The sequence below is a fragment of the Enterobacteriaceae endosymbiont of Donacia simplex genome (assembly GCF_012568645.1).
In the GTDB taxonomy this organism is placed as follows: domain Bacteria; phylum Pseudomonadota; class Gammaproteobacteria; order Enterobacterales; family Enterobacteriaceae.
Map to the genome: position 1 here is coordinate 406,745 of NZ_CP046192.1, position 21,674 is coordinate 428,418.

The following is a 21,674-nucleotide window of genomic DNA, read 5'->3' on the forward strand; positions in this document are numbered from 1 at the left end:
TTATAATTTATTATATTAAAATAAAAGAAAAGTAATAATATTAATTATACTTATAATTTTACTAAATTTATTATTGTTTAATAAATATTTTTAAGATAGAAATTCTGTTTTTTTATTTTTTTTAATAAAAAATTAATTAAATATTTTTATAAAATTAATTTTTTTAAATTTATTTAATATATTATTTATATTTTTTATGTAAAAGGTATTATATATGAAACAAAATTTATTTGTTATAAAAAGAAATGGATGTAAAGAATTAATAAATATAGATAAAATAAACACATTATTATCTCATTCATCACAAAATTTACAAAAAATATCTTTATCACAAATAAAAAAACAATTATTTCTACAAATATATAACAAAATTAGTACGGTAAATATTCATAATATTATAATTAAAATAACAGCTGATCTTATTTCAGAAAAAAATCCTGATTATCAGTATATGGCTGCTAGATTAGCTATTTCATATTTAAGAAAAGAAGCATATGGAAAATTTATTCCTCCTAAATTATATGATCATATAAAAAATATGGTGTATTTAAAAAAATATGATAAATTTCTTTTAAAAAAATATACAAAAAAAGATTTTGATTTAATGGAAAAATTTCTTGATCATAATCGTGATATGAATTTTTCATATGCTGCAGTTAAACAATTAGAAGGAAAATATTTAATAAAAAATAGAATTACAGGAAAAATTTATGAAAGTGCACAGTTCTTATATATACTTATTGCAGCATGTTTATTTGCAAAATATCCATCTAATAAAAGAATAAATTATATTAAATTATTTTATGAAGCTATTTCAACATTTAAGATTTCTTTACCAACCCCAATTATGTCTGGTGTACGGACTCTTACAAAACAATTTAGTTCATGTATTTTAATTGAATGTGGAGATAATATTGATTCAATTAATGCTACTACTAGTAGTATAGTAAAATATGTATCTCAAAAAGCAGGTATAGGTATTAATGCAGGAAGAATTCGTGCAGTAGGAAGTCCAATTAGAAATGGAGAAGCATTACATACTGGATGTATTCCTTTTTATAAACATTTTCAAACAGCAATTAAATCTTGTTCACAAGGAGGGGTGAGAGGAGGAGCTGGTACATTATTTTATCCTTTATGGCATTTAGAGATTACTAATTTATTAGTTTTAAAAAATAATAGAGGAGTGGAAAATAATAGAGTAAGACATCTTGATTATGGAGTACAAATTAATAAATTATTATATCAACGATTAATTAATGGGGAAAAAATTACTTTATTTAGTCCTTCAGATGTTCCTGATTTATATGAATCTTTTTTTTCAAACCAAAAAAAATTCAAAGAACTTTATAAAAAATACGAAAAAAATATTAAAATTAGAAAAAAAAAAATCAGTGCTATAAACTTATTTTCGTTAATGATGCGAGAACGTACCTCAACTGGAAGAATATATATTCAAAATGTTGATCATTGTAATACTCATTCTTCATTCAATCCTAAATTAGCTCCAATAAAACAATCAAATCTTTGTTTAGAAATTACTCTTCCAACAAAAATTTTAAATAAAATTGATGATCCTAATGGAGAAATAGGATTATGTACTTTAGCTGCTTTTAATTTAGGACAAATTAAAAATTTAAAAGAAATAAAAAATTTATCAAATTTAATTGTAAGAGCATTAAATTGTTTATTAGATTATCAAAAATATTTAATTCCTGCTGCTAAAAATTCTGCTTTAGGTCGTAGACCATTAGGTATTGGAGTAATTAATTTTGCATATTATTTAGCAAAAAATAATGTACGTTATTCTGATAATAGTGCAAATAATTTAACCCATAGAACATTTGAAGCTATACAATATTATTTATTACAAGCATCTAATAATTTAGCTAAAAGTGAAGGACCATGTCCTTTATTTAAAGATACAAATTATTCAAAAGGTATTTTACCCATTGATACTTATAAAAAATTTATTGATAATATCCATACAGAAAATTTACATTATAACTGGGAAAAATTACGAAAAAATATCAAAAAATATGGATTACGTAATTCTACTTTATCAGCTTTAATGCCATCTGAAACTTCTTCTCAAATATCAAATGCTACTAATGGTATTGAACCTCCTAGAGGGTTTATTAGCATTAAAACCTCTAAAAATGGTCTTTTAAAACAAGTAGTTCCTGAATTTTTAAAATTAAAAAAAAAATATGAATTATTATGGGATATTCCTAATAATAATGGATATTTAAAATTAATAGGTATAATGCAAAAATTTATTGATCAATCTATTTCTTCAAATATAAATTATGATCCTCATCGTTTTAATAAAAATAAAATACCTATGCAACAATTATTAAAAGATTTATTAATTTCATATAAATTAGGGATTAAAACTTTATATTATCAAAATACTCGAGATGGTGCTAAAGATAATCAAAATGAAAATTTTTTAGAAGAAAATAATGTATGTTTTAATGGAACTTGTATAATTTAATTTTACATAATTTTTGATTATAATTAGGATAATGAAATGAGTTATACTACTTTTTCAAAAAAAAAAAATAATCAATTAAAAGAACCTATGTTTTTTGGACAATCTGTAAATGTTTCTCGTTATGATCAACAAAAACATTCTATTTTTGAAAATTTAATAGAAAAACAATTAAGTTTTTTTTGGAGACCTGAAGAAATAGACATATCATATGATCGTATTCACTATCAAAATTTACCAAAAAATGAAAAACATATATTTATTAGTAATTTAAAATATCAAACTTTATTAGATTCTATTCAAGGTAGAAGTCCTAATATAGCATTGCTTCCTCTTGTTTCTATCCCAGAATTAGAAACGTGGATAGAAACATGGTCTTTTTTTGAAACGATACATTCTCGATCATATACGCATATAATTAGAAATATTGTAAATGATCCATCAATAATTTTTGAAGATATTGTTACCAACAATAATATAATTCTTCGTACAAATGATATAATTAAATATTATGATGATCTTATTAAAATTACTAGTTATTGGCATTTATTTGGTGAAGGTACTTTTATAATAAATAAAAAAAAAGTTACCATTAATTTATATAATTTAAAAAAAAAGTTATATTTATGTTTAATGAGTGTGAATATTTTAGAAGCTATTAGATTTTATGTAAGTTTTGCATGCTCGTTTGCTTTTGCAGAAAGAGAATTAATGGAAGGTAATGCTAAAATAATTAGATTTATAGCTAGAGATGAATATTTACATTTAATTGGTACACAATATATAATTAATATGATGCAAAAAGGAGAAGAAGATAAAGATATGGCAAAAATTGCTATTGAATGTCAAAAAAAATGTTATCAATTATTTCTAAATGCATCTATACAAGAACAAAAATGGGCAGAATATTTATTCTGTAATGGATCAATGCTAGGATTAAATAAAAATATTTTATGTGAATATATTAAATATATTACTAATATTAGAATGGAAAAAGTTGGTTTAAAAAGTCCATTTAATATTCGAAAAAATCCTATTCCATGGATTAATTCTTGGTTAATTTCAGATAATGTACAAATGGCACCTCAAGAAGTAGAAGTTAGTTCTTATTTAATAGGACAAATTGATTCTACAGTAGATATTAAAAAATTTAAAAATTTTAAATTATAAATTTATTATTTTATGACTGTTATATATTAATATTTAAATAACAGTCATAATTGATTTTAATTATATATTATTTTTAAGCAAAAATTAAATATTTATTTTATTAAAAAATATAAAGCACAAAATGATAATATTAATAAAATAAAACAAAAAAATTTTTCTATTTTATTTAAAAATAAAATATTTGGATTATTAATTTTAGTTAATATTAAAAATATTAATCCAGGAGTATATAATATTAATGATAATAATAAATTTAAAAAACCAGCTGCATATAATAACCATATAGAATAGATACAAGAACCAAAACTTATAAATAAATTGAATTTATTTTTTTTTAAAGATATTTTAAATAAATATGCACCTACTAATAAATATGGGATTAAGATCATTTCAGATGCAATAGTTAATAATTTATTATAATCTATTTTAGTTATCCAAATTAATATTAAACATATTTGCATACTTATATTTGTAAATAATAAAGCATATGAAGGGGCTTTATAAATATTTTGTTTAGATAATATATTAGGAAATATATTATTTTTAGATGCTATATATGGTACTTCTGCAGCCATAATAGTCCAACTAAGATAAGCTCCACAAACTGATATAATTAGTCCTATTGCAGTAAATAAATTTCCAAAATTACCAATTAAAATTGTCATTATCCCTGCCATTGAAGGATTTCTCATACTTGCTAGATCAATTCTATCCATAATTCCAAAGGATAATAAAGTTACTAATAAATATATGAATAACGCAATAATAACTGCTAATAAAGTAGCTTTACCTACATCATTTTTATTTTTTGCTCTAGATGATAAAATTACAGCACCTTCTACTCCAATAAATACCCATAATGTTATTAACATTGTATTTTTAATTTGTTTCCAAATAGGAATATTTAAATTTAATTCCATTAAATTTATTTTAAATATTTCAAAATTAAAAGCAATAAAAGATAAAAATATAAAAATAATTAAAGGAATTAATTTACATAATGTAGTTATTATATTAATAATAGAAGCAGTTTGTGTTCCATTAAGTAATAAAAAATGAACTAACCATAATAAAATTGAGGCTCCTAATATAGCTTGCCATGTATTACCATTACTAAAAATAGTATGATTTGGAGTATCAATAAAAAAACTAATAGCAGAAAATACAATAACTAAATAAGAAATGTTAGCAATAACAGCACATAACCAATATCCCCATGCAGAGTAAAATCCAATTAAATTACCAAATCCATCTTTTGCATATGCAAAAATTCCTCCTTGTAAATCAGGTTTTAATTGATTAAGTAATAATAATGTTGTAGCTAAAAAAATAATTCCAATTCCAGTTATACTCCATCCTATAATTAAAGCTAAAGGACCTGCATTTAGAGCCATATTTTGTGGTAAACTAAATACTCCAGCTCCTAACATAGAACTAAGAACTAACGATATAAGTGATATTAAATTTAATTTTTTATCCAAAATAATTCCTTTTTCTATATAAATTATTAATTTTATATTTTTAATTTAAAATATTAATTTTAACAAAATTTATAACAAGATATTTTTATATAAATTTTATAAAAAAATAATTATTTTTTTCATACTGGATTATGGATATTAATAAAATTAGTTTTTAACTTAAATTTATTTTTTAACCACTTTCCTAACATAATTACTCCTCCTTTTTCAGTTGCATGATGTCCAGCACTAATAAAATGAATTCCATTTTCATTAGCAATATGAATATTCATTTCTGATACTTCTCCTGTAATAAAAACGTCTACATTAAATTTTATAACTTCTTCAAAAAATTTTTGGCCGGCTCCACTACACCAAGCTATTTTATAAATTTTTTTGGGAGCATTTTCTCCAAAATGTAATGGTATTCTATTTAGTTTTTTTTTTATTTTAAAAAGAAAGTTTTTTATATTGATTTTATTTTTTAAATACCCGTAAAAAATAAAAGGATTAATTTTTCCTATAATATTTATATTTAATAATTTAGCTAAATAAATATTATTTCCTATTTCTTGATTAATATCTAAAGGAAGATGCCAACTATATAAATTAATATTATTTTTTAAAATTGTAGATATTCTTTTTTTTTTAAATCCTCTAATTATTGGAGATTCATGATACCAAAAATATCCATGATGGACTATAACAGCATCTGTTTTAAATTTTACAGCAATATCTAGTAATTTTTGACAAGCACTTACACCCATTATAATATTTTTTATATATTTTTTACCTTCTATTTGTAATCCATTAGGTATATAATCTTTTATATCAGTATTAGTGTTTAATTTATTATTAATAATAATTTCTAATTTTTTATTTTTTATCATATTATGTTATTAATATTTATTTTATTTATAAAATAAATTTATATTTTTTTTTTAATTTTAGGAAATTAATAATTCATTTTTTTAGATAAAAAAAGATTTTTTTAGAAAAAATAAAATTTATTTGAGGAATTTAAATGTTTGAAAATTTAAGTAATAAATTATCTAAAATATTATTAAAAATTAGAAACTATGGGCGTTTAACAGAAAAAAATATTAAAGATACTTTAAATGAAATTTATATTAATTTATTAGAATCAGATGTTGCTTTAGAAGTAATTAAAGATTTAATCAATAAAATTAAAAAAGAAGCTATTGGTAAAAAAATTAATAATAATTTTACTCCAGGACAAGAATTTATAAAATTAATACATGAAAATTTAATTAAATTAATGGATTCTTCTAATAAGAATATTAATATAGCAACTCAACCTCCAGCTATAATATTATTTGTTGGATTACAAGGAGTAGGAAAAACAACTAGTGTTGTAAAATTAGCATATTTTTTAAAAAAGAAATATAAAAAAAAAATTTTAGTAGCATCAACAGATATATATAGACCTGCTGCTATACAACAATTAAAAATTTTAGCACAAAGTGTCAAAATTAATTTTTTTAATATAGATTCAGATATTTCTCCACTAGAAATAGCTAAAAAAGCATTTTATTATGCTAAAAAAAATTTTTATGATGTATTAATTATAGATACGGCAGGTAGATTACATATTAATGATAAAATGATGGAAGAAATAAAAAATATTTCTAACTTATTATGTCCTATAGAAACTTTTTTTGTTATAGATGCAATGACTGGACAAGACTCTATTAATAGTGCTAAAAAATTTAATGAATTGTTATCAATAACAGGAATTTTTTTAACTAAAACTGATAGTGATACTAGAGGTGGTGCTGTTTTATCTGTAAAATATATAATTAAAAAACCTATAAAATTTATTGGTAATGGAGAAAAAATAAATAATATTGCAATATTTTCTCCTGAAATTATCGCTTCTAAAATACTGGGGATGTCTTCTGAATTAACTATTATTGAAAATATTAAAAATAAAATTGATTTAAAAAAAAATAAAGAATTAATTGAAAAATTAAAAAATAAAAATAAATTAAGTTTACAAGATTTTTTAGAACAATTAGAACAAATAAAAAAAATAGGTAATAAAAATATTACTTTTTTATTAAAAAAAATGCAAATCAATAATATATATTCTACTCATCCTATGATGAATATTTTAAATATAGATAATTCTACTATAAATAATCTTAAAACAATAATGAATTCTATGACTAATTTAGAAAGGAAAAATGTAGATATAATTAATTATTCTAGAAAAAAAAGAATATCATTGGGCTCTGGAGTTTCCATTTTTAAAATAAATGCTATACTAAAACAATATCATCAAATGATGTTAGTTACTAAAAAAATGAAAAAAAATAATAATATTAATAAAATAATTAAATATGTGAAAAATTTTTTTAATTTAAAACATTAGGAATAAAATATGGTTAAAATTAGATTATCTAGAAAAGGAACAAAAAAAAAACCTTTTTATCAAATAGTTGTTACTGATAGTAGAAATTCTAGAGATGGATATTTTATAGAAAAATTAGGTTATTTTAACCCATTAGGTTTAAAAAAAAATATTAAAAAAAAAATATTAAAAATTAATAAAGACAGAATAAATTTTTGGTTATCTAAAGGTGCTGTTCTTTCAAAAAGAGTTTGTAGTTTAATTAAGTAAATTAATAAATTTATTCATGAATATTTCAAAAGAAAAAATAGTTTTAGGTAAATTTGGTAAAATTTATGGTATAAAAGGGTGGATTAGATTATTTTCTTATACTCAAAATAAGAGAAATCTTTTTTCTTATAAAAAATTATTTATAATAAGTAATATGAAAGATATTTGTTTTATAAAATTTAATCAATATATAAAAAAAAAAAAGTATTTTGTTGTTAAAATTAATAATATAAATAGAACTAAAGAAGTTATTAATTTTGTTAACCATAAAATTTATATACTTAAGTATGAACTAATTAAATATAAAAATAAACAAGAATATTATTGGAATGATATAATTGGATGTTATGTATTAAATATTAATAAAATTTATTTAGGTAAAATTATAAACATAATAGAAACAAAAATATATGATATTATTATAATTAAATCTAATAAATTACATGTGAAAAATAAAAAAATATTAATTCCATTTATTGAACCTAATATAATTAAAAGTATTGATTTAATTAATCATATTATTAAAGTAAACTGGAATTTACAATTTTATAAGTAAAATAAAAAATAATTATGTGGATTAGTATTATTAGTTTATTTCCAGAAATGTTTAAAACAGTTATTAAATATGGATTAATTAATAAAAGTATAAAAAAAAAGTTATTAAATATTAGCTTTTGGAATCCTAGAAATATTATTAAAAATAAATTTAATAAGATAGATTCTACTATATATGGAGGAGGAGGAGGTGTTATATTAAAAGCAGAACCATTAATAGAATCTATTTATAAAGCAAAATTAGAAATGAAAAATAATGTTAAAATAATTTATTTATCTCCACAAGGTAAAAAAATTAATATTTCTTATATTAAAAAATTATTATCGTATAATAAAATGATATTTCTTTGTGGAAGATATAAAGGTATAGATGAACGAATTATTACTAATTTTGTAGATGAAGAAGTCTCAATTGGAGATTATATTCTTAGTGGGGGAGAATTACCTGCTATGATATTAATAGATATATTAGTTAGACAAATTCCTGGTGTATTAAATACAATGTCATCAAACAATTCTGATTCTTTTTTTAATAATGGATTATTAGGATCTCCTAATTATACTCGTCCTAGAATATTAAAAAATTTAAAAAAAAATATTGTTCCTTCTGTATTATTATCAGGAAATCATAAAAAAATAAAAGAATGGAGATTACAACAATCATTAGGAATAACATGGTTAAAAAGACCAGATTTATTTAAAAAAAAAACATTAACAAAAAAAGAAGAAATTTTATTTAATAAGTTTAAATATTCTTTTTTTAAAAAAAAATAATATTATGGAGTATGATTTAATGAATAATGTAATTAATTATTTAGAAAAAAAACAAATGAAAAATTATCAAAAATTTCCTTTATTTAGATCAGGAGATACATTAAAAATAAAAATTTGGGTAGTGGAAGGAGCAAAAAAAAGACTTCAAACTTTTGAAGGTATTGTTATTTCAGTAATGAAAAAAAATAGTTTTAATTGTTCTTTTACAATTAGGAAATTATCAAATGGCTTTGGAATTGAACGTGTCTTCCCTTTATATTCTACAATAATTCATTCTATTATAGTTAAAAAAAAAGGGCATGTAAGACAAGCAAAATTATATTATTTACGTAAATTAACTGGTAAGGCTGCGAGAATTAAGGAACGATTAATTTAAATTAAAAAATAATATTAATTAATAATTATTTTAAATAATTAATTATTTTTCTTTTTATATTTGAATATCTTTTAATTTTAATTTTTATTGCTTTATAAAAAATTGATTTTTGACTATAAATATTTATTTTTTTTTTAGCTCTTGTAATAGCAGTATAAATTAATTCTCTAGTTAATATAGAAGAAAATTTATTTGGTAAAACTAATGAAATATTATTAAATTCTGATCCTTGAGATTTATGTACAGTTATCGCATACGCTATATCATAAGAAGGTAAATTTTTAATAGATATAATTTTATATTTTCCATTAGCTAATAAGAATTTGATTTTTAGTTTTTTTTTAACTTTATCAAAAAAAGTAATTCCAATATCTCCATTAAATAAATTTAAAAAATTATTATTTTGAGTAATAATAATAGGTTTACCAATATACCAATTATTTTTTTCAATATTATGAATTAAATTTTTTTTATTAAATAATTCTTTTTCTATAATATTATTAATGGTTTTTGTACCAAATAAACCATTTTTAATAGCACATATAATTTGAAAATTATTAAAATAATGTAAAATATTTTTATAATTATTATTTTGTTTTTTTAAAAAAACAAAATATTTTTCATATTTATGAATAAATGAATCAATCATTGATATATATTTTTTTTTATTTATTACATTAATAAAATTAACATCGAAATTTTTTTTTAAAAATAATTTTTTAATTTTTTTTATATTACCTTTTTTAATCATTATAGCTAATTTATTAATGTTAGAATTTATTGAATACCTATAATTATGTTGTAATTCAGTAATAAAATTACGAAAAAAAAATTTAGGAATATTATAATTTTCTTTTAATTTATTATTATTATTAATAGAGTTTAACCATAAAAAATATTGTTTTGTAAAAAAAAATTTTTTAAAATAACATAAATCTTTTAGCATACTACCATATTCTATTGAAGGTAATTGATATTCATCTCCTAATAATATTAAATTTATTTTTTTAGGTAAAGCTTTCAAAATAATAGACATTAAGTTAAAATCAATCATAGATGCTTCATCTATTATTAATAGGTCTAAGTTTAATGAATTTTGATTATTATATAAACTTTTTTTAGTATAAATATTCATTTTTAATAAATGATGGATAGTACTTGATTTTTTAGGAATACTTTTTTTTTCCTTTTCATTCATTAAATTTAAAGATATTTTTTTAAAAAATGTATTTATAGAATGAATTAATCGAACAGATGATTTACCAGTAGTTGATACTACTTTAATTTTTAATGGTTCCTTAAAAATTTTAATAAATGTAAAAATTATTTTTGATATTATACTTGTTTTTCCTGTTCCTGGAGAACCACTAATAATACTAATTCTATGTGTTAAAGCAGCACATAATGCTTCTTTTTGAAAAATATTTTTATTATCATTATTATCAAATAAAATATTAAATATATGTTTAATTTTATTGGGTTCTATATAAAAAAAATTATTTTTAATAAAATTTTTAATTATTATATTTTCTTCTTCCCATATTTTATATAAATATAAACAATTATTTTCAAAAATTATAGGAGTAATTTTTTGACCGTAACTAATAATTTTATTATTTAAAAACAATTTTTTTTCCCAATCCTTTACTTTATTTATTTCCTTTATTTTTTTTAAAAAAGATATATCTTTAGTATGTATGTCTAAATATAATTTAGATATTGGTAAACAAATATTACCTTTACTAATACTATTACTCAGTAATGATATTGAATATTTTAAACATTCTTGTTTATTAGAAGTAAAAATAGAAGCAAAATAAAAATCAATTAGTCTAATAATACCTATTTTATATAATTTTTTTAAAAAATAACTCATATGTTTTATATTGATATTTTTAAATTAAACTTAAAAAAATAATTTATTTAATTCATTAATTAAATTTAAAGATAATTTTGTTTCCCAGATACCAGTTTTAGATCTCTTATCATAAATACCTCTAATATATAAATAAATTATTCCTCCGAAATGTTTTTTATAATTATAATTTTTAATTCGATATTTTAAGTATTTATGTAAAGACAGAGAATATATTTGATATTGTATATCATAACGTTTTAAACATATATCATTTTCAATATTTTTTTTTTTATAATCTTTATAATTATCTCCTAACCAATTTGATTTATAATCTATAATATAATATTTTTTATCCCATAGAAAAATTAAATCTATTACACCTAATAAAAATCCTTGAATTGTTTTAAATTTTAATTTGGGTAACTTACGAGAAATTACATCATATTTATTTATAATATTATTATATTTTATAGAAGAAAATGAATTTTTTATTGATAAATAAAATTTAAACTCAGTTTTTTTATTTTTATTATTTACTTGATTTAAAATAATATTTTTATTTCCTATTGGAGTTTTAATAATATTATTAAACCAATTAGTTATTATAATATGCCAAATAGGATTAATATTATTTCTTATTAATTCTTGTTTAATAAATTTTCTGGTAATATTTTGAGTAAAATCTAATTTTTCTAAAATTTTATGTATAATAATTCCCATATATTTTCCATGAGGAAAATTGTATTGTGTTTTTTTTATATTTTTTTTATTTATATTTGAAAATTCATCTTTTAAATTAATATTTAAATAATTTAAATTATTGTTTTGTTGTTTATTAATTTGAGAATAACTAGATATTATTTTATTTTTATAAAAAAAATTATTAATTTTAGAAGTAAATAATAATTTATTATTTGTTTTTTTTAAAATTTTACTATTTATTTTTATAATGTTTTTTTTTTTTATAATTTTAATAGAAATATCTTGATCTTTTAATTTTTTTAAAATTATTTTTAAATCTATATTAGAAATATTATTTTTTTTTTTTAATAAAAAATCTAAAGCATTAAAATATTTATTATATGAATTTAATTTTTTAAAATTAAAAAATTTAATATTAGAAATTCCAACACTACAATGAAAGATTGATCTTGTTAATGAAACATATAATAATCTTAAATTTTCTGCAAATGATTCTTCTAAAAATAATTTTTTACTTTCTTCTTCTATTTTAAAATCTAAAACTAATTTAAAAGTTTTTCTATCATGATAAATTACAGCATCTTTATTTATAAATTCTACAATATTAGAAGAAATAAATGGTAACCAAACAATAGGAAATTGTAAACCTTTTGATTTATATATTGTCATTATTTTAATTTTATTAATATCATTATTTAATTGTATTTGTTTATTTAATAAATTTTTATCAGTATGTGTAATTTGTTGTAATAACCATTCGATTATTTGTTTACAATTTATTATATTTATACAAGATGTTTGTATTAATTCACCTAAATACATAATATTTTTAATTTTTTTTTCCATAATATGATTAATAATATTAATTTTATAAAAAATATCATCTTTTATAAAAATTTCTTCTAACATATTTAAAATACCATATTTTTCCCAAATTAATTTATAATTAATAAATTTATCAATTATTTTTTCTATGTAAATTTTTTTTTTATTATTTTTAAAAAAAGATAAATCAATATTAAATAATGTACTAGATAAAAGATTAATAATTTTTTGTCTTTTATTTGGTTGTAAAATAGTTTTTAATAATAAAACTAATTCTTTTGCTTCTTGTTTTTCAAATATATTTTTTGAATTAGATAAATAAATAGAAGATAAATTAAACTTTATAAATTCTTTTTGTAAAATAAAAGCTTCAAAACGGTTTCGAACTAAAATTGTTATATCTGAAATATTAATTTTTTTATTTTTATTATTTTTTTGAAGAAATGCTCTATTTTTTTTTCCTAAAATTATTAATTGACATATTTCATATGCACATGTATATGCCATCTTTTGTTTATATAAATTTATATCAATAATTTCGTCAATAAACCAAAAAGTAAGGCCAGGTTTTATATTATTATTAATAATAAAATTATAATTTAATTTTTTAGTTACATATTTAATAGGATTAAATAATATATTTTTAAATAAAAAAGGATAAGATCTATAAGAAAATATTTTATTTATACTATTTACCATAGTACTAGATGAACGCCAATTATTTTTTAATGTATAACGGTTTTTTATTTCAGATGAAGCTTTTAAATAAGTAAAAATATCTGCTCCTCTAAAAGAATAAATTGCCTGTTTAGGATCTCCAATTAGTACAACAATATTGTTGTTATTAAAGTATATTTTTTTTAAAATTTTATATTGTTGTATATCTGTATCTTGAAATTCATCTACTAATATTACAGGAAACAATTTTTTTATTTCTTGTATAATTTGTATTCCAATTTTACTATTTAAATTTTTATTTAAAATAATTAATAGATCATTAAAACTAATTTCATTATTTAACTTTTTTTTTTTTGTAACATATTGATTAATATATTTAATAGCTTTAAGAATTATTAAAGATTTTAGGTTAATAAATTTTTTTAAAAAAATATCTATATCTTCAAATAAGATATATTTTGGAATTTTTGAAATATCAATAGTTTTATTATTTAATATTTTTTGAGAAAATCTGGATATTTCCTTTGGATAAAAATTATCTTCATTTTTAGTAAAACTCCATAAATCAATAATACTAATCCATGTATTTAATGTTTTTTTATTATAAATATGTTTATTAATATTAGAATTAAGAATTATATTTATTATTTTATCTTTATATTTTATCCATTTTTTTTTTATTATTTTAATATATTTTAAATTTTTATAAAATTGTATATCAAAATTTCTATCTTTAATAGAATTTTTTATAATTGGAAAAGGGTTTTTTGATAAAAATTGAGTTAAATTATCTAATAAAGTAAAAGGAGATTTCCAATAAAAAAAAATTATTTTCGCTATTTTTTTTGGTAATTTATAAAAATATTTTCTCCAAAAATGTATAGAAGCTTCTTTTTGTAAAATTGTTTCATCACTAATAATTTTTTTATTAGAAAAAAAATTATAAATTTCATAATTTTTAAAAGTTAATATTTTTTGACAAAAAGAATGTATTGTATAAATAGATGCATTATGCATATGTAATTCAGCTTGTAATAATAAATTATAAGCTATATCATGATTTTTAATTTCTTTTATAAAATTATTTATAATTTCATACTTACTTTTTTTTTTTAAACATCCTTTTCTTAAAATATGAATACTTTTTTTTATTCTTTTATATAAATCTTGAGTAGCAATATCAGTAAAAGTTACAACTAAAATTTCTTTTACAGTTAATGGAATATTACAATTTTTTTGATACATTCCTAAAAGCATTCTTAAATATAAAATAATAATAGTAAATGTTTTACCAGTACCAGCAGATGCTTCAATAAGATATTGACCTGTTAAATTTTCTTTAAAAGGATTAAACTCTTTAAATTTTATTAATTTTTTTATCATTTTATTAATTTTAAATTAACAACTATAATATAGTAAATTTACCATCCATTTATTTATTAACTTTATAATTTTTATCCAATTTTTTTCATTAAAATTAAAATTTAATTTTTTAAAATATTGATCATTACTTTCATTAAAAATATTATTATTACCATTCCAATAATAAAAAAATTTTTTTTTTGCTTGGTTTTGTAATATATAATTATCATTAATACATTTTTTATTTTTATCATAACAATGATTTATCCATATCCATGAACTTTTCATTGGTAGAAAAATAGGATTATTTATACCAGATAAATAACCATGAATATATTTTTCTAATAAAAAAATTGCTTTATCTTTTTCTAAAAATTTAAAATTATATTTTGTTTGTTTAAATCCATAAATAAATAAATTTATTTTTTTATTATTAATATTATTTGCACATAAAATTAAATGTTTAAGCCAAAGATCAATAATAGTTTTAATATCTATTATTTTTGGTTCAAATTCTATTAAATTATTTTTATAATTAAAATATTTAATTTTTCCTTCTAATATAATATTTAAAATATTTAAATTAATTGTAAATACTTTTTCTTTATATTTATTTTTTCTAAATTTATTATTGAAAATTTGATTTATTTTATATATTTTTTCCTCCCACCATATTTTCCCATAATGACCATAAGGTAAAATACCGTTATTTAAATAATAATAGTATAAATTATTAATATTTTTATTTAAAACTAATGTATGTAATATTTTTTTATTTATAATATATTCTTGTAAGTAATTAATAGTAAATGGTTCTGTATTACATATTTTTAAATTATTTAAATCTTGTAGATATATTTTTAATCCTTGATTAAAAAAACCTTTAACAGGATGTTTCCAAAAATTAATTAAATTATCAATTTTTAATTTATTGATTTTTATTAATTTTGTTTTAGTAAAAAAATTATATTTTACAATACAATTTTTTTTATTATAAAAAAATTGTTTATATTTATATTGATATTTTCTATAAAAATATTTAATAAGAATATTATTAATAAATGTTTTTTTAAAATAATAATTTTTAGAAATATATAACAATAATTTTTGAACTACACTAGATAAATTATTATTAATTAAATTATTATTAGTATAACTAATAAATAATTTATTTTCTGTCGAAATAATTAATTTTAAAAACAAACTCTTATCATTATTTGAATAATTTTTTATTAAATCAAATATAAAAGGATATTTTTTTATTGGAAAAAATTCATTATTCATTCCTATTATAAAAATATTTTTAAAAAATATATTTTGAAATTTTTTTAAAGGACAAAAATTAATTTTATTTATACAAAATAAAAATTTTTTATTTTTTTTATTAATAAAAAAATTAGCTTTTTTTATTATTATATTAATTGAAATTTTTTTATTATATTTTACATTTAATCCTTGGTTAAGAAATAAAAAAATTTTTTTTAAAATAAAATTTATATTTTGATTTATGAATTTATTTTTAGGAAAAAAATCATGACAAAATTTTATTAAAATTGTTTTCCATTTTTGTAAAACATATTTTTTCTTAAATTTTTTTTTCCATTTTTCTAATGTAAATAAAAAATAAATAAATTTTTCTAATAATTTTTGTGATAAACTAGTAGATACATTATATGGAATTAAATTTTTCCATATTCCTGAATCTTGATTTAACGAAAAACCTAAAAATATACGATGTATACCTAATTTCCATGTAAATTGATCTTTAGGAAAAGAAACACTATGAAATTTTTTAATATTTAAACTAGATTTTATACCTAAATCTTTTATCCAATATTTTAAATATTCTATGTCATTTTTATCTAAAAAAAATTTATTAGATATATGGTTGTCATCTAATAAAAAAAATATTTCTTTAGGTATCAGATCCTTATAAGGTAAATTTAATAAAAATAAAAATTTATTTAAAATATTTAAATTTTTTAAATTTTCTGAATTAGAATATATATTAATAGGTATACTTTTATTTTTAAATATTGAATTAATAAAAGGAGCATATAATTCTAATTTAGGTGATACAACAATTATATCATGTAAAAAATAATCTTGATTTTTTTTTAAAGTATATAATATATTATTATATAATAATTTTACTTCTGTATATAAATCTTCACAAATATTTATTTGAATAGATTTATCCAAATAATTAATTTTTTTTTTAAATTTTGGATTATTTTCATTTGAAAATAAAATATCGTTTTTTATATTATTTAATAAATTTAAATTATTATTTTTTATAAAAGATTCAATAGATCTAGATGATAAGTTTATTAATTTATTAATATTATTAAGGTAATAATTACCCCAAGAAGATAATAATGTATTAAAATTAACATTTTTTTTATTAAAACTGGTATATTTAGATATCCCCCCCCAATAATATTTTGAAGGACTACACATTAAAATATGTATTTCAATATATTTTTTAAATTTATCTAATAATTTTAAATATATTAAAGGAATATTTTGTATATCTAATATATATATTCTTTCCGGAAAAAAATTATATTTCAAATTTTTATATTTTTTATTTTGTTGGTAAAAATTATATAATTTACCATAATGCCATAATTTTTTATCTAAAATATTTTCATAATATATTAATATTGTTTTCCATAATTTAGCTTGCCATATTTCATTTTCTTTATTTAAAGAATTAAAAATTTTATTTTTTTCCCATAAAAATAATAATTCTGGTTTATATTTTTGATAATTATTATATAAATAAGATATTTGAGTAGATAATTGAAATAAAAAATTAAAATTTTTAATTTTAGATTCAAATCTTTTTTTAAAATTTATAAATTCTTTAGTATATATTAATTTAGGAATAAGTAATGATATTAACCAAACAATATTATCTTTATATAAAAGATCATCTTGAGATATTATATGAATAATATTTATAAATAGATCATGCATAAATTTATCTAAAGAAATAAATTCTATGTTACTATATATACCTAAAATTTTTGAAAAATTTATTTTTATTAATTGAGAAAAATTTTTACAATTTTCAAATAATATAATTTCAGAAGTCAAAGGATTTCTTAAAGGATTTTTTTCAATTTGTATTTTTATTATATTTAATAATATATTAATATTATTAGAATAGTAAGTTGTAAACATGTTAGATTATATATAATTAAATAAGTTGTTTATAAAAATAATTAACCCAATAATTATCATAATTATTGAAAATAATTGATTAATAGTTAAAATTATATGATTATGTAAAAAAGTAAATTGAATATCAGGTTCTCTAAAATATTCTATAAAAAATCTCATTATACCATAAGAAAATAAAAATAAACTAGACTTATATCCTATAAAAATATTTTTTTTTAATATTATATTTAATATTAAGAATAAAATAACTCCTTCTAAAAAACATTCATAAATTTGTGTAGGATGTCTAGGTAAATTACCATATAATATAAATATATCTTGATATTTTAAATATTTTTGAATATATATTATATCTTTTTGAGTTGAATTTGGAAATATAATAGCCCAAGGTACATTTGTAACTTTTCCCCATAATTCACTATTAATAAAATTACCTATTCTTCCCATTGTAAGTCCAATCGGTACCATAGGTGTTATAAAATCTGTTATTTGTAAAAAATTTTTTTTTTTTATATAAGAAATAACAAAAATCATTATAACAGTACCAATTAAACCTCCAAAAAATGACATTCCTCCTTTCCAAAATTGAATTAAAATAACTGGATTTTTAATAAAATCCTTTATATGATATATTAATATACATCCAATTTTTCCTCCTAATAATAATCCTAAAAAACATAAACATAATAAATTATAAATTTCTTTTTTTTTCTTAAAATTTTTTTTTTTATTTTTTATATAAGAAATTTTTTTTATAAAAATAAAACTAATTAAATACATAATTCCATACCAATAAATATTAATTTTATTTATTTTCAAAAAAATTGGATTTACATTTGGAAATATAAAATATTTTTTATACATTTTTATTATAGATTAATTTATTTTGTTATTATATTATATAATATATTTATAAATAAAAATTTTATATTATATATGAAAAAAATTTTTCCTACTTGTATTTCTAATGAAAATATTCTCTTTTTGAGAGCAAAATTAATAACAGGATATTATATAGTAGATATTTTAAGATGGTTAAATTATAAAATTTCTAATAAATTTAAAAAAGATAAAGGAATAATAGGTAAATTAATTGAATTTTATTTAATAGGTAATAAACAAAATAATTTTTCAAATCAAGATATTCCACATCTTGGTATAGAAATTAAAACTATTACGATTGATATAAATAATAAAATTATTAATGATAGTTTTATTTGTTCTTTACCTTTAATTAATAAAAATAATTTATTTTTTTATCAAAGTAAATTATATAATAAATTATCTAAAATTTTATGGATACCTATTATAATTAAAAATATAAATACTCCCATTCTTATGAGAAAAATAGGTCATCCATTTTTTTGGATACCTTCTATAAATGAAAAAAAAAAATTACATGATGATTGGGATAATTTAATGAAATTATTAATTTTAGGAAAAATAAAATATATAAATTTTTATAATGGTTATATTTTGTTAGTAAAAAATAAAGGAAATAAAAAACAATTAACTAAAACTATAAATAATATAGGTGAAATTATATCTGTAATTCCTAAATCTTTATATTTAAAAAAAAAATTTTTATATTCTTTAATAAAAAAAAATAAAAATTTTATAAAATAAATTAATAAATTTTTTATTTAAATAATTCTAAATTGATTAATTCTTGTATTTTTTGACGACGTCTAATTATTTTTGGAATGTTATTTTCAATTAAAATTTCAGGTATTAGAGGTCTACTATTATAATTAGAAGACATTGAAGCTCCATATGCTCCTGTATCATGGAAAACTAAATAATCACCAAGATTTACTATAGGTAACATAAAAAAAGAAATTTCTCCATTATCTAATTGTGTAAATATATCTCCTGATTCACACAAAGGTCCTGCAATAATAGTATTAATTTTTGGATAATTAGACATATCTTCACCTTTTTCAGAAATTGCAGATATGTAATGATAACTACCGTACATTACTGGTCTAATTAAATCATTAAAACCTGCATCTACAATAACAAATCTTTTTTTTTTTATCTTTTTTATAGCACATACTTGACAAATTAAAATTCCTGATTCTGCAACTAAAAATCTTCCTGGTTCAATTTCTAATTTTATTTTTTTTTTAAAAAAATTATTAATAATATTTCTTGTATTATCCCATAATTGAAAATAATGATTTGTATTAACTATTTGATCACTTTTTTTATAAGGTATAGACAATCCTCCGCCAGCTGATATCATATTAATTTTTGGCATATAAGGTTGTAATACATTATATAACATTGAATTACATACTTTTTGTAAATGTTGATAATTAACTCCTGAACCTATATGCATATGTATTCCAATTAAATTTAAATTATATTTTTTAATAAAAAAAATTGACTTTTCTAAGTCTGTATACCAAATACCATGTTTACTTGTTTCTCCCCCAGTATTTGTTTTTTTATTATGTCCGTGTCCAAAACCAGGATTAATTCTTAACCATATATTATGACCTGCTGAAATATGACCTAATTGATGTAACATATCTATTGATCCAATATTAACAGTAATATTAAGTTCAATAATACGTTTTAATGTTTGTTTATCAAAAATGTCTGAAGTAAACACAATATCATTTATATTTTTTGGATTATATCCAGCAATTAAAGCTCTTTCTATTTCTCCTAATGAAATAGCATCTACTTTAACTCCTTCACATTTCATAAGTTTTAAAATATTTATATTAGAACATGATTTTTGTGCAAATCTAATTATATCAAATTTTTTCAATTGTAAAATTTTATTTTTTATATTTTCAGCACAATATAACCAAAAAGGAGTTTTATATTTCTTTATTAAAAATAAAATTGTTTCAGTAGTAATATTATTTTTATTAAAATTTTTATCAAAAATTTGTATTTTCATTTTAAAAACCTTATTTTTATAAATATAACATTTTAAAAAATTTTTACAGATATTTTAATAATTAATTATATAAATATTCATATTTATATAATTAAAAAATAAGATATTAACTTATCATTATAATTATATTTTAAATTTTATTTAAATAAAATTTAACTAAAATTTAAATGTATATTATTTTAATAATACATAAAATATTTAATATAAACAAAAGCTTTAATTATTTAGTAGCCAAGATAATTTATCTATGTTATTTATAAAATAAAATATTTAAAATAATTAATAATTATCTATATAATTTACTAATATAATTTATTATAATTTAATTTGTTATTAATTAAATTAAAATTTAATTTTTTAATTATATAAAAATTTTAAAATATATTAAAATTTAGGGAAAAATAATGTTACAAAAAGAAATTATTATTCATAATACTCATGGTTTTCATACTCGTCCAGCAGCAATATTTGTAAAAGAAGCTAAAAATTTTATATCAGATATTACAATTACATCTCAAGGAAAAACTGTAAATGCTAAAAGTTTATTTAAAATACAAACTTTAGGATTAACTAAGGGAACTTTAATTATTTTAAAAACTTCAGGAATAGATGAAAAAAAAGCTATTGAATATTTAACTAAAATTATTCAAAAATTATAAAATAATATTAAAAT

Annotated in this window: 16 protein-coding genes; 9 read left to right on the forward strand and 7 right to left on the reverse strand. The window is 17.5% G+C overall.

Features of this window, described 5'->3' with window-relative positions; translation table 11 throughout:
* Nucleotides 1-214: 214 nt before the first annotated feature.
* Together nrdA and nrdB are read left to right on the forward strand one after the other, a co-directional pair.
* On the forward strand, nt 215-2,497 hold the full coding sequence (gene nrdA, locus GJU00_RS02000; RefSeq protein ID WP_168893633.1) for a class 1a ribonucleoside-diphosphate reductase subunit alpha: 2,283 nt from the start codon (nt 215-217) through the stop codon (nt 2,495-2,497).
* 36 nt (nt 2,498-2,533) lie between these two features.
* A complete protein-coding gene (nrdB, locus tag GJU00_RS02005) occupies nt 2,534-3,664 on the forward strand; it encodes a class Ia ribonucleoside-diphosphate reductase subunit beta (RefSeq protein WP_168893634.1) in 1,131 nt (376 codons plus the stop codon).
* Nucleotides 3,665-3,756: 92 nt separating this feature from the next.
* Here nrdB and GJU00_RS02010 read toward each other — a convergent pair whose 3' ends face one another.
* The gene (locus GJU00_RS02010; RefSeq protein ID WP_168893635.1) at nt 3,757-5,145 is read right to left on the reverse strand and encodes a basic amino acid/polyamine antiporter; all 1,389 of its coding nucleotides are present in this window, start codon (nt 5,143-5,145) and stop codon (nt 3,757-3,759) included.
* 119 nt (nt 5,146-5,264) lie between these two features.
* On the reverse strand, nt 5,265-6,011 hold the full coding sequence (locus GJU00_RS02015; protein ID WP_168893691.1) for a Nif3-like dinuclear metal center hexameric protein: 747 nt from the start codon (nt 6,009-6,011) through the stop codon (nt 5,265-5,267).
* A 137-nt stretch (nt 6,012-6,148) separates the two neighbouring features.
* Between GJU00_RS02015 and ffh the strand changes: the two genes are divergently transcribed.
* The 5 genes from ffh to rplS are packed head-to-tail and all read left to right on the forward strand — an operon-like array spanning nt 6,149 to nt 9,473.
* On the forward strand, nt 6,149-7,519 hold the full coding sequence (ffh, locus tag GJU00_RS02020; RefSeq protein ID WP_168893636.1) for a signal recognition particle protein: 1,371 nt from the start codon (nt 6,149-6,151) through the stop codon (nt 7,517-7,519).
* Between the two features lie 9 nt (nt 7,520-7,528).
* Nucleotides 7,529-7,768: a 30S ribosomal protein S16 gene (rpsP, locus tag GJU00_RS02025; RefSeq protein WP_168893637.1), complete on the forward strand. Its 240-nt coding sequence runs from the start codon at nt 7,529-7,531 to the stop codon at nt 7,766-7,768.
* Nucleotides 7,769-7,784: 16 nt separating this feature from the next.
* Nucleotides 7,785-8,324, forward strand: a complete 540-nt coding sequence (gene rimM / locus GJU00_RS02030; protein ID WP_168893638.1) for a ribosome maturation factor RimM — start codon at nt 7,785-7,787, stop codon at nt 8,322-8,324.
* 14 nt (nt 8,325-8,338) lie between these two features.
* Nucleotides 8,339-9,097 (forward strand): tRNA (guanosine(37)-N1)-methyltransferase TrmD, encoded by a 759-nt coding sequence (trmD, locus tag GJU00_RS02035; RefSeq protein ID WP_168893639.1) that lies wholly within the window; start codon nt 8,339-8,341, stop codon nt 9,095-9,097.
* A gap of 19 nt (nt 9,098-9,116) precedes the next feature.
* Nucleotides 9,117-9,473 carry a 50S ribosomal protein L19 gene (gene rplS, locus GJU00_RS02040; RefSeq protein ID WP_168893692.1) on the forward strand — a complete coding sequence of 119 codons (357 nt, stop codon included), beginning with the start codon at nt 9,117-9,119 and terminating at the stop codon, nt 9,471-9,473.
* Between the two features lie 25 nt (nt 9,474-9,498).
* On the opposite strand, the gene recD is transcribed toward rplS, so the two are convergent.
* From recD to lgt, 4 genes are read right to left on the reverse strand one after another with little or no spacing between them, the layout of a single operon-like run.
* Nucleotides 9,499-11,349 (reverse strand): exodeoxyribonuclease V subunit alpha, encoded by a 1,851-nt coding sequence (gene recD, locus GJU00_RS02045; RefSeq protein ID WP_168893640.1) that lies wholly within the window; start codon nt 11,347-11,349, stop codon nt 9,499-9,501.
* A gap of 30 nt (nt 11,350-11,379) precedes the next feature.
* Nucleotides 11,380-14,919: an exodeoxyribonuclease V subunit beta gene (gene recB / locus GJU00_RS02050; RefSeq protein WP_168893641.1), complete on the reverse strand. Its 3,540-nt coding sequence runs from the start codon at nt 14,917-14,919 to the stop codon at nt 11,380-11,382.
* A gap of 15 nt (nt 14,920-14,934) precedes the next feature.
* Nucleotides 14,935-18,087, reverse strand: coding sequence for an exodeoxyribonuclease V subunit gamma (locus GJU00_RS02055; RefSeq protein WP_168893642.1), 3,153 nt, complete (start codon nt 18,085-18,087; stop codon nt 14,935-14,937).
* 6 nt (nt 18,088-18,093) lie between these two features.
* Nucleotides 18,094-18,951, reverse strand: a complete 858-nt coding sequence (gene lgt / locus GJU00_RS02060; protein WP_168893643.1) for a prolipoprotein diacylglyceryl transferase — start codon at nt 18,949-18,951, stop codon at nt 18,094-18,096.
* Between the two features lie 72 nt (nt 18,952-19,023).
* Between lgt and GJU00_RS02065 the strand changes: the two genes are divergently transcribed.
* Nucleotides 19,024-19,713, forward strand: a complete 690-nt coding sequence (locus tag GJU00_RS02065) for a MutH/Sau3AI family endonuclease (protein ID WP_168893644.1) — start codon at nt 19,024-19,026, stop codon at nt 19,711-19,713.
* A gap of 13 nt (nt 19,714-19,726) precedes the next feature.
* Here GJU00_RS02065 and lysA read toward each other — a convergent pair whose 3' ends face one another.
* Entirely contained in the window at nt 19,727-21,001 is a 1,275-nt protein-coding gene (lysA, locus tag GJU00_RS02070) for a diaminopimelate decarboxylase (RefSeq protein ID WP_168893645.1), read from the reverse strand.
* A gap of 404 nt (nt 21,002-21,405) precedes the next feature.
* Between lysA and GJU00_RS02075 the strand changes: the two genes are divergently transcribed.
* Nucleotides 21,406-21,660, forward strand: a complete 255-nt coding sequence (locus GJU00_RS02075) for an HPr family phosphocarrier protein (protein ID WP_168893646.1) — start codon at nt 21,406-21,408, stop codon at nt 21,658-21,660.
* The last annotated feature ends 14 nt before the right edge of the window (nt 21,661-21,674 follow it).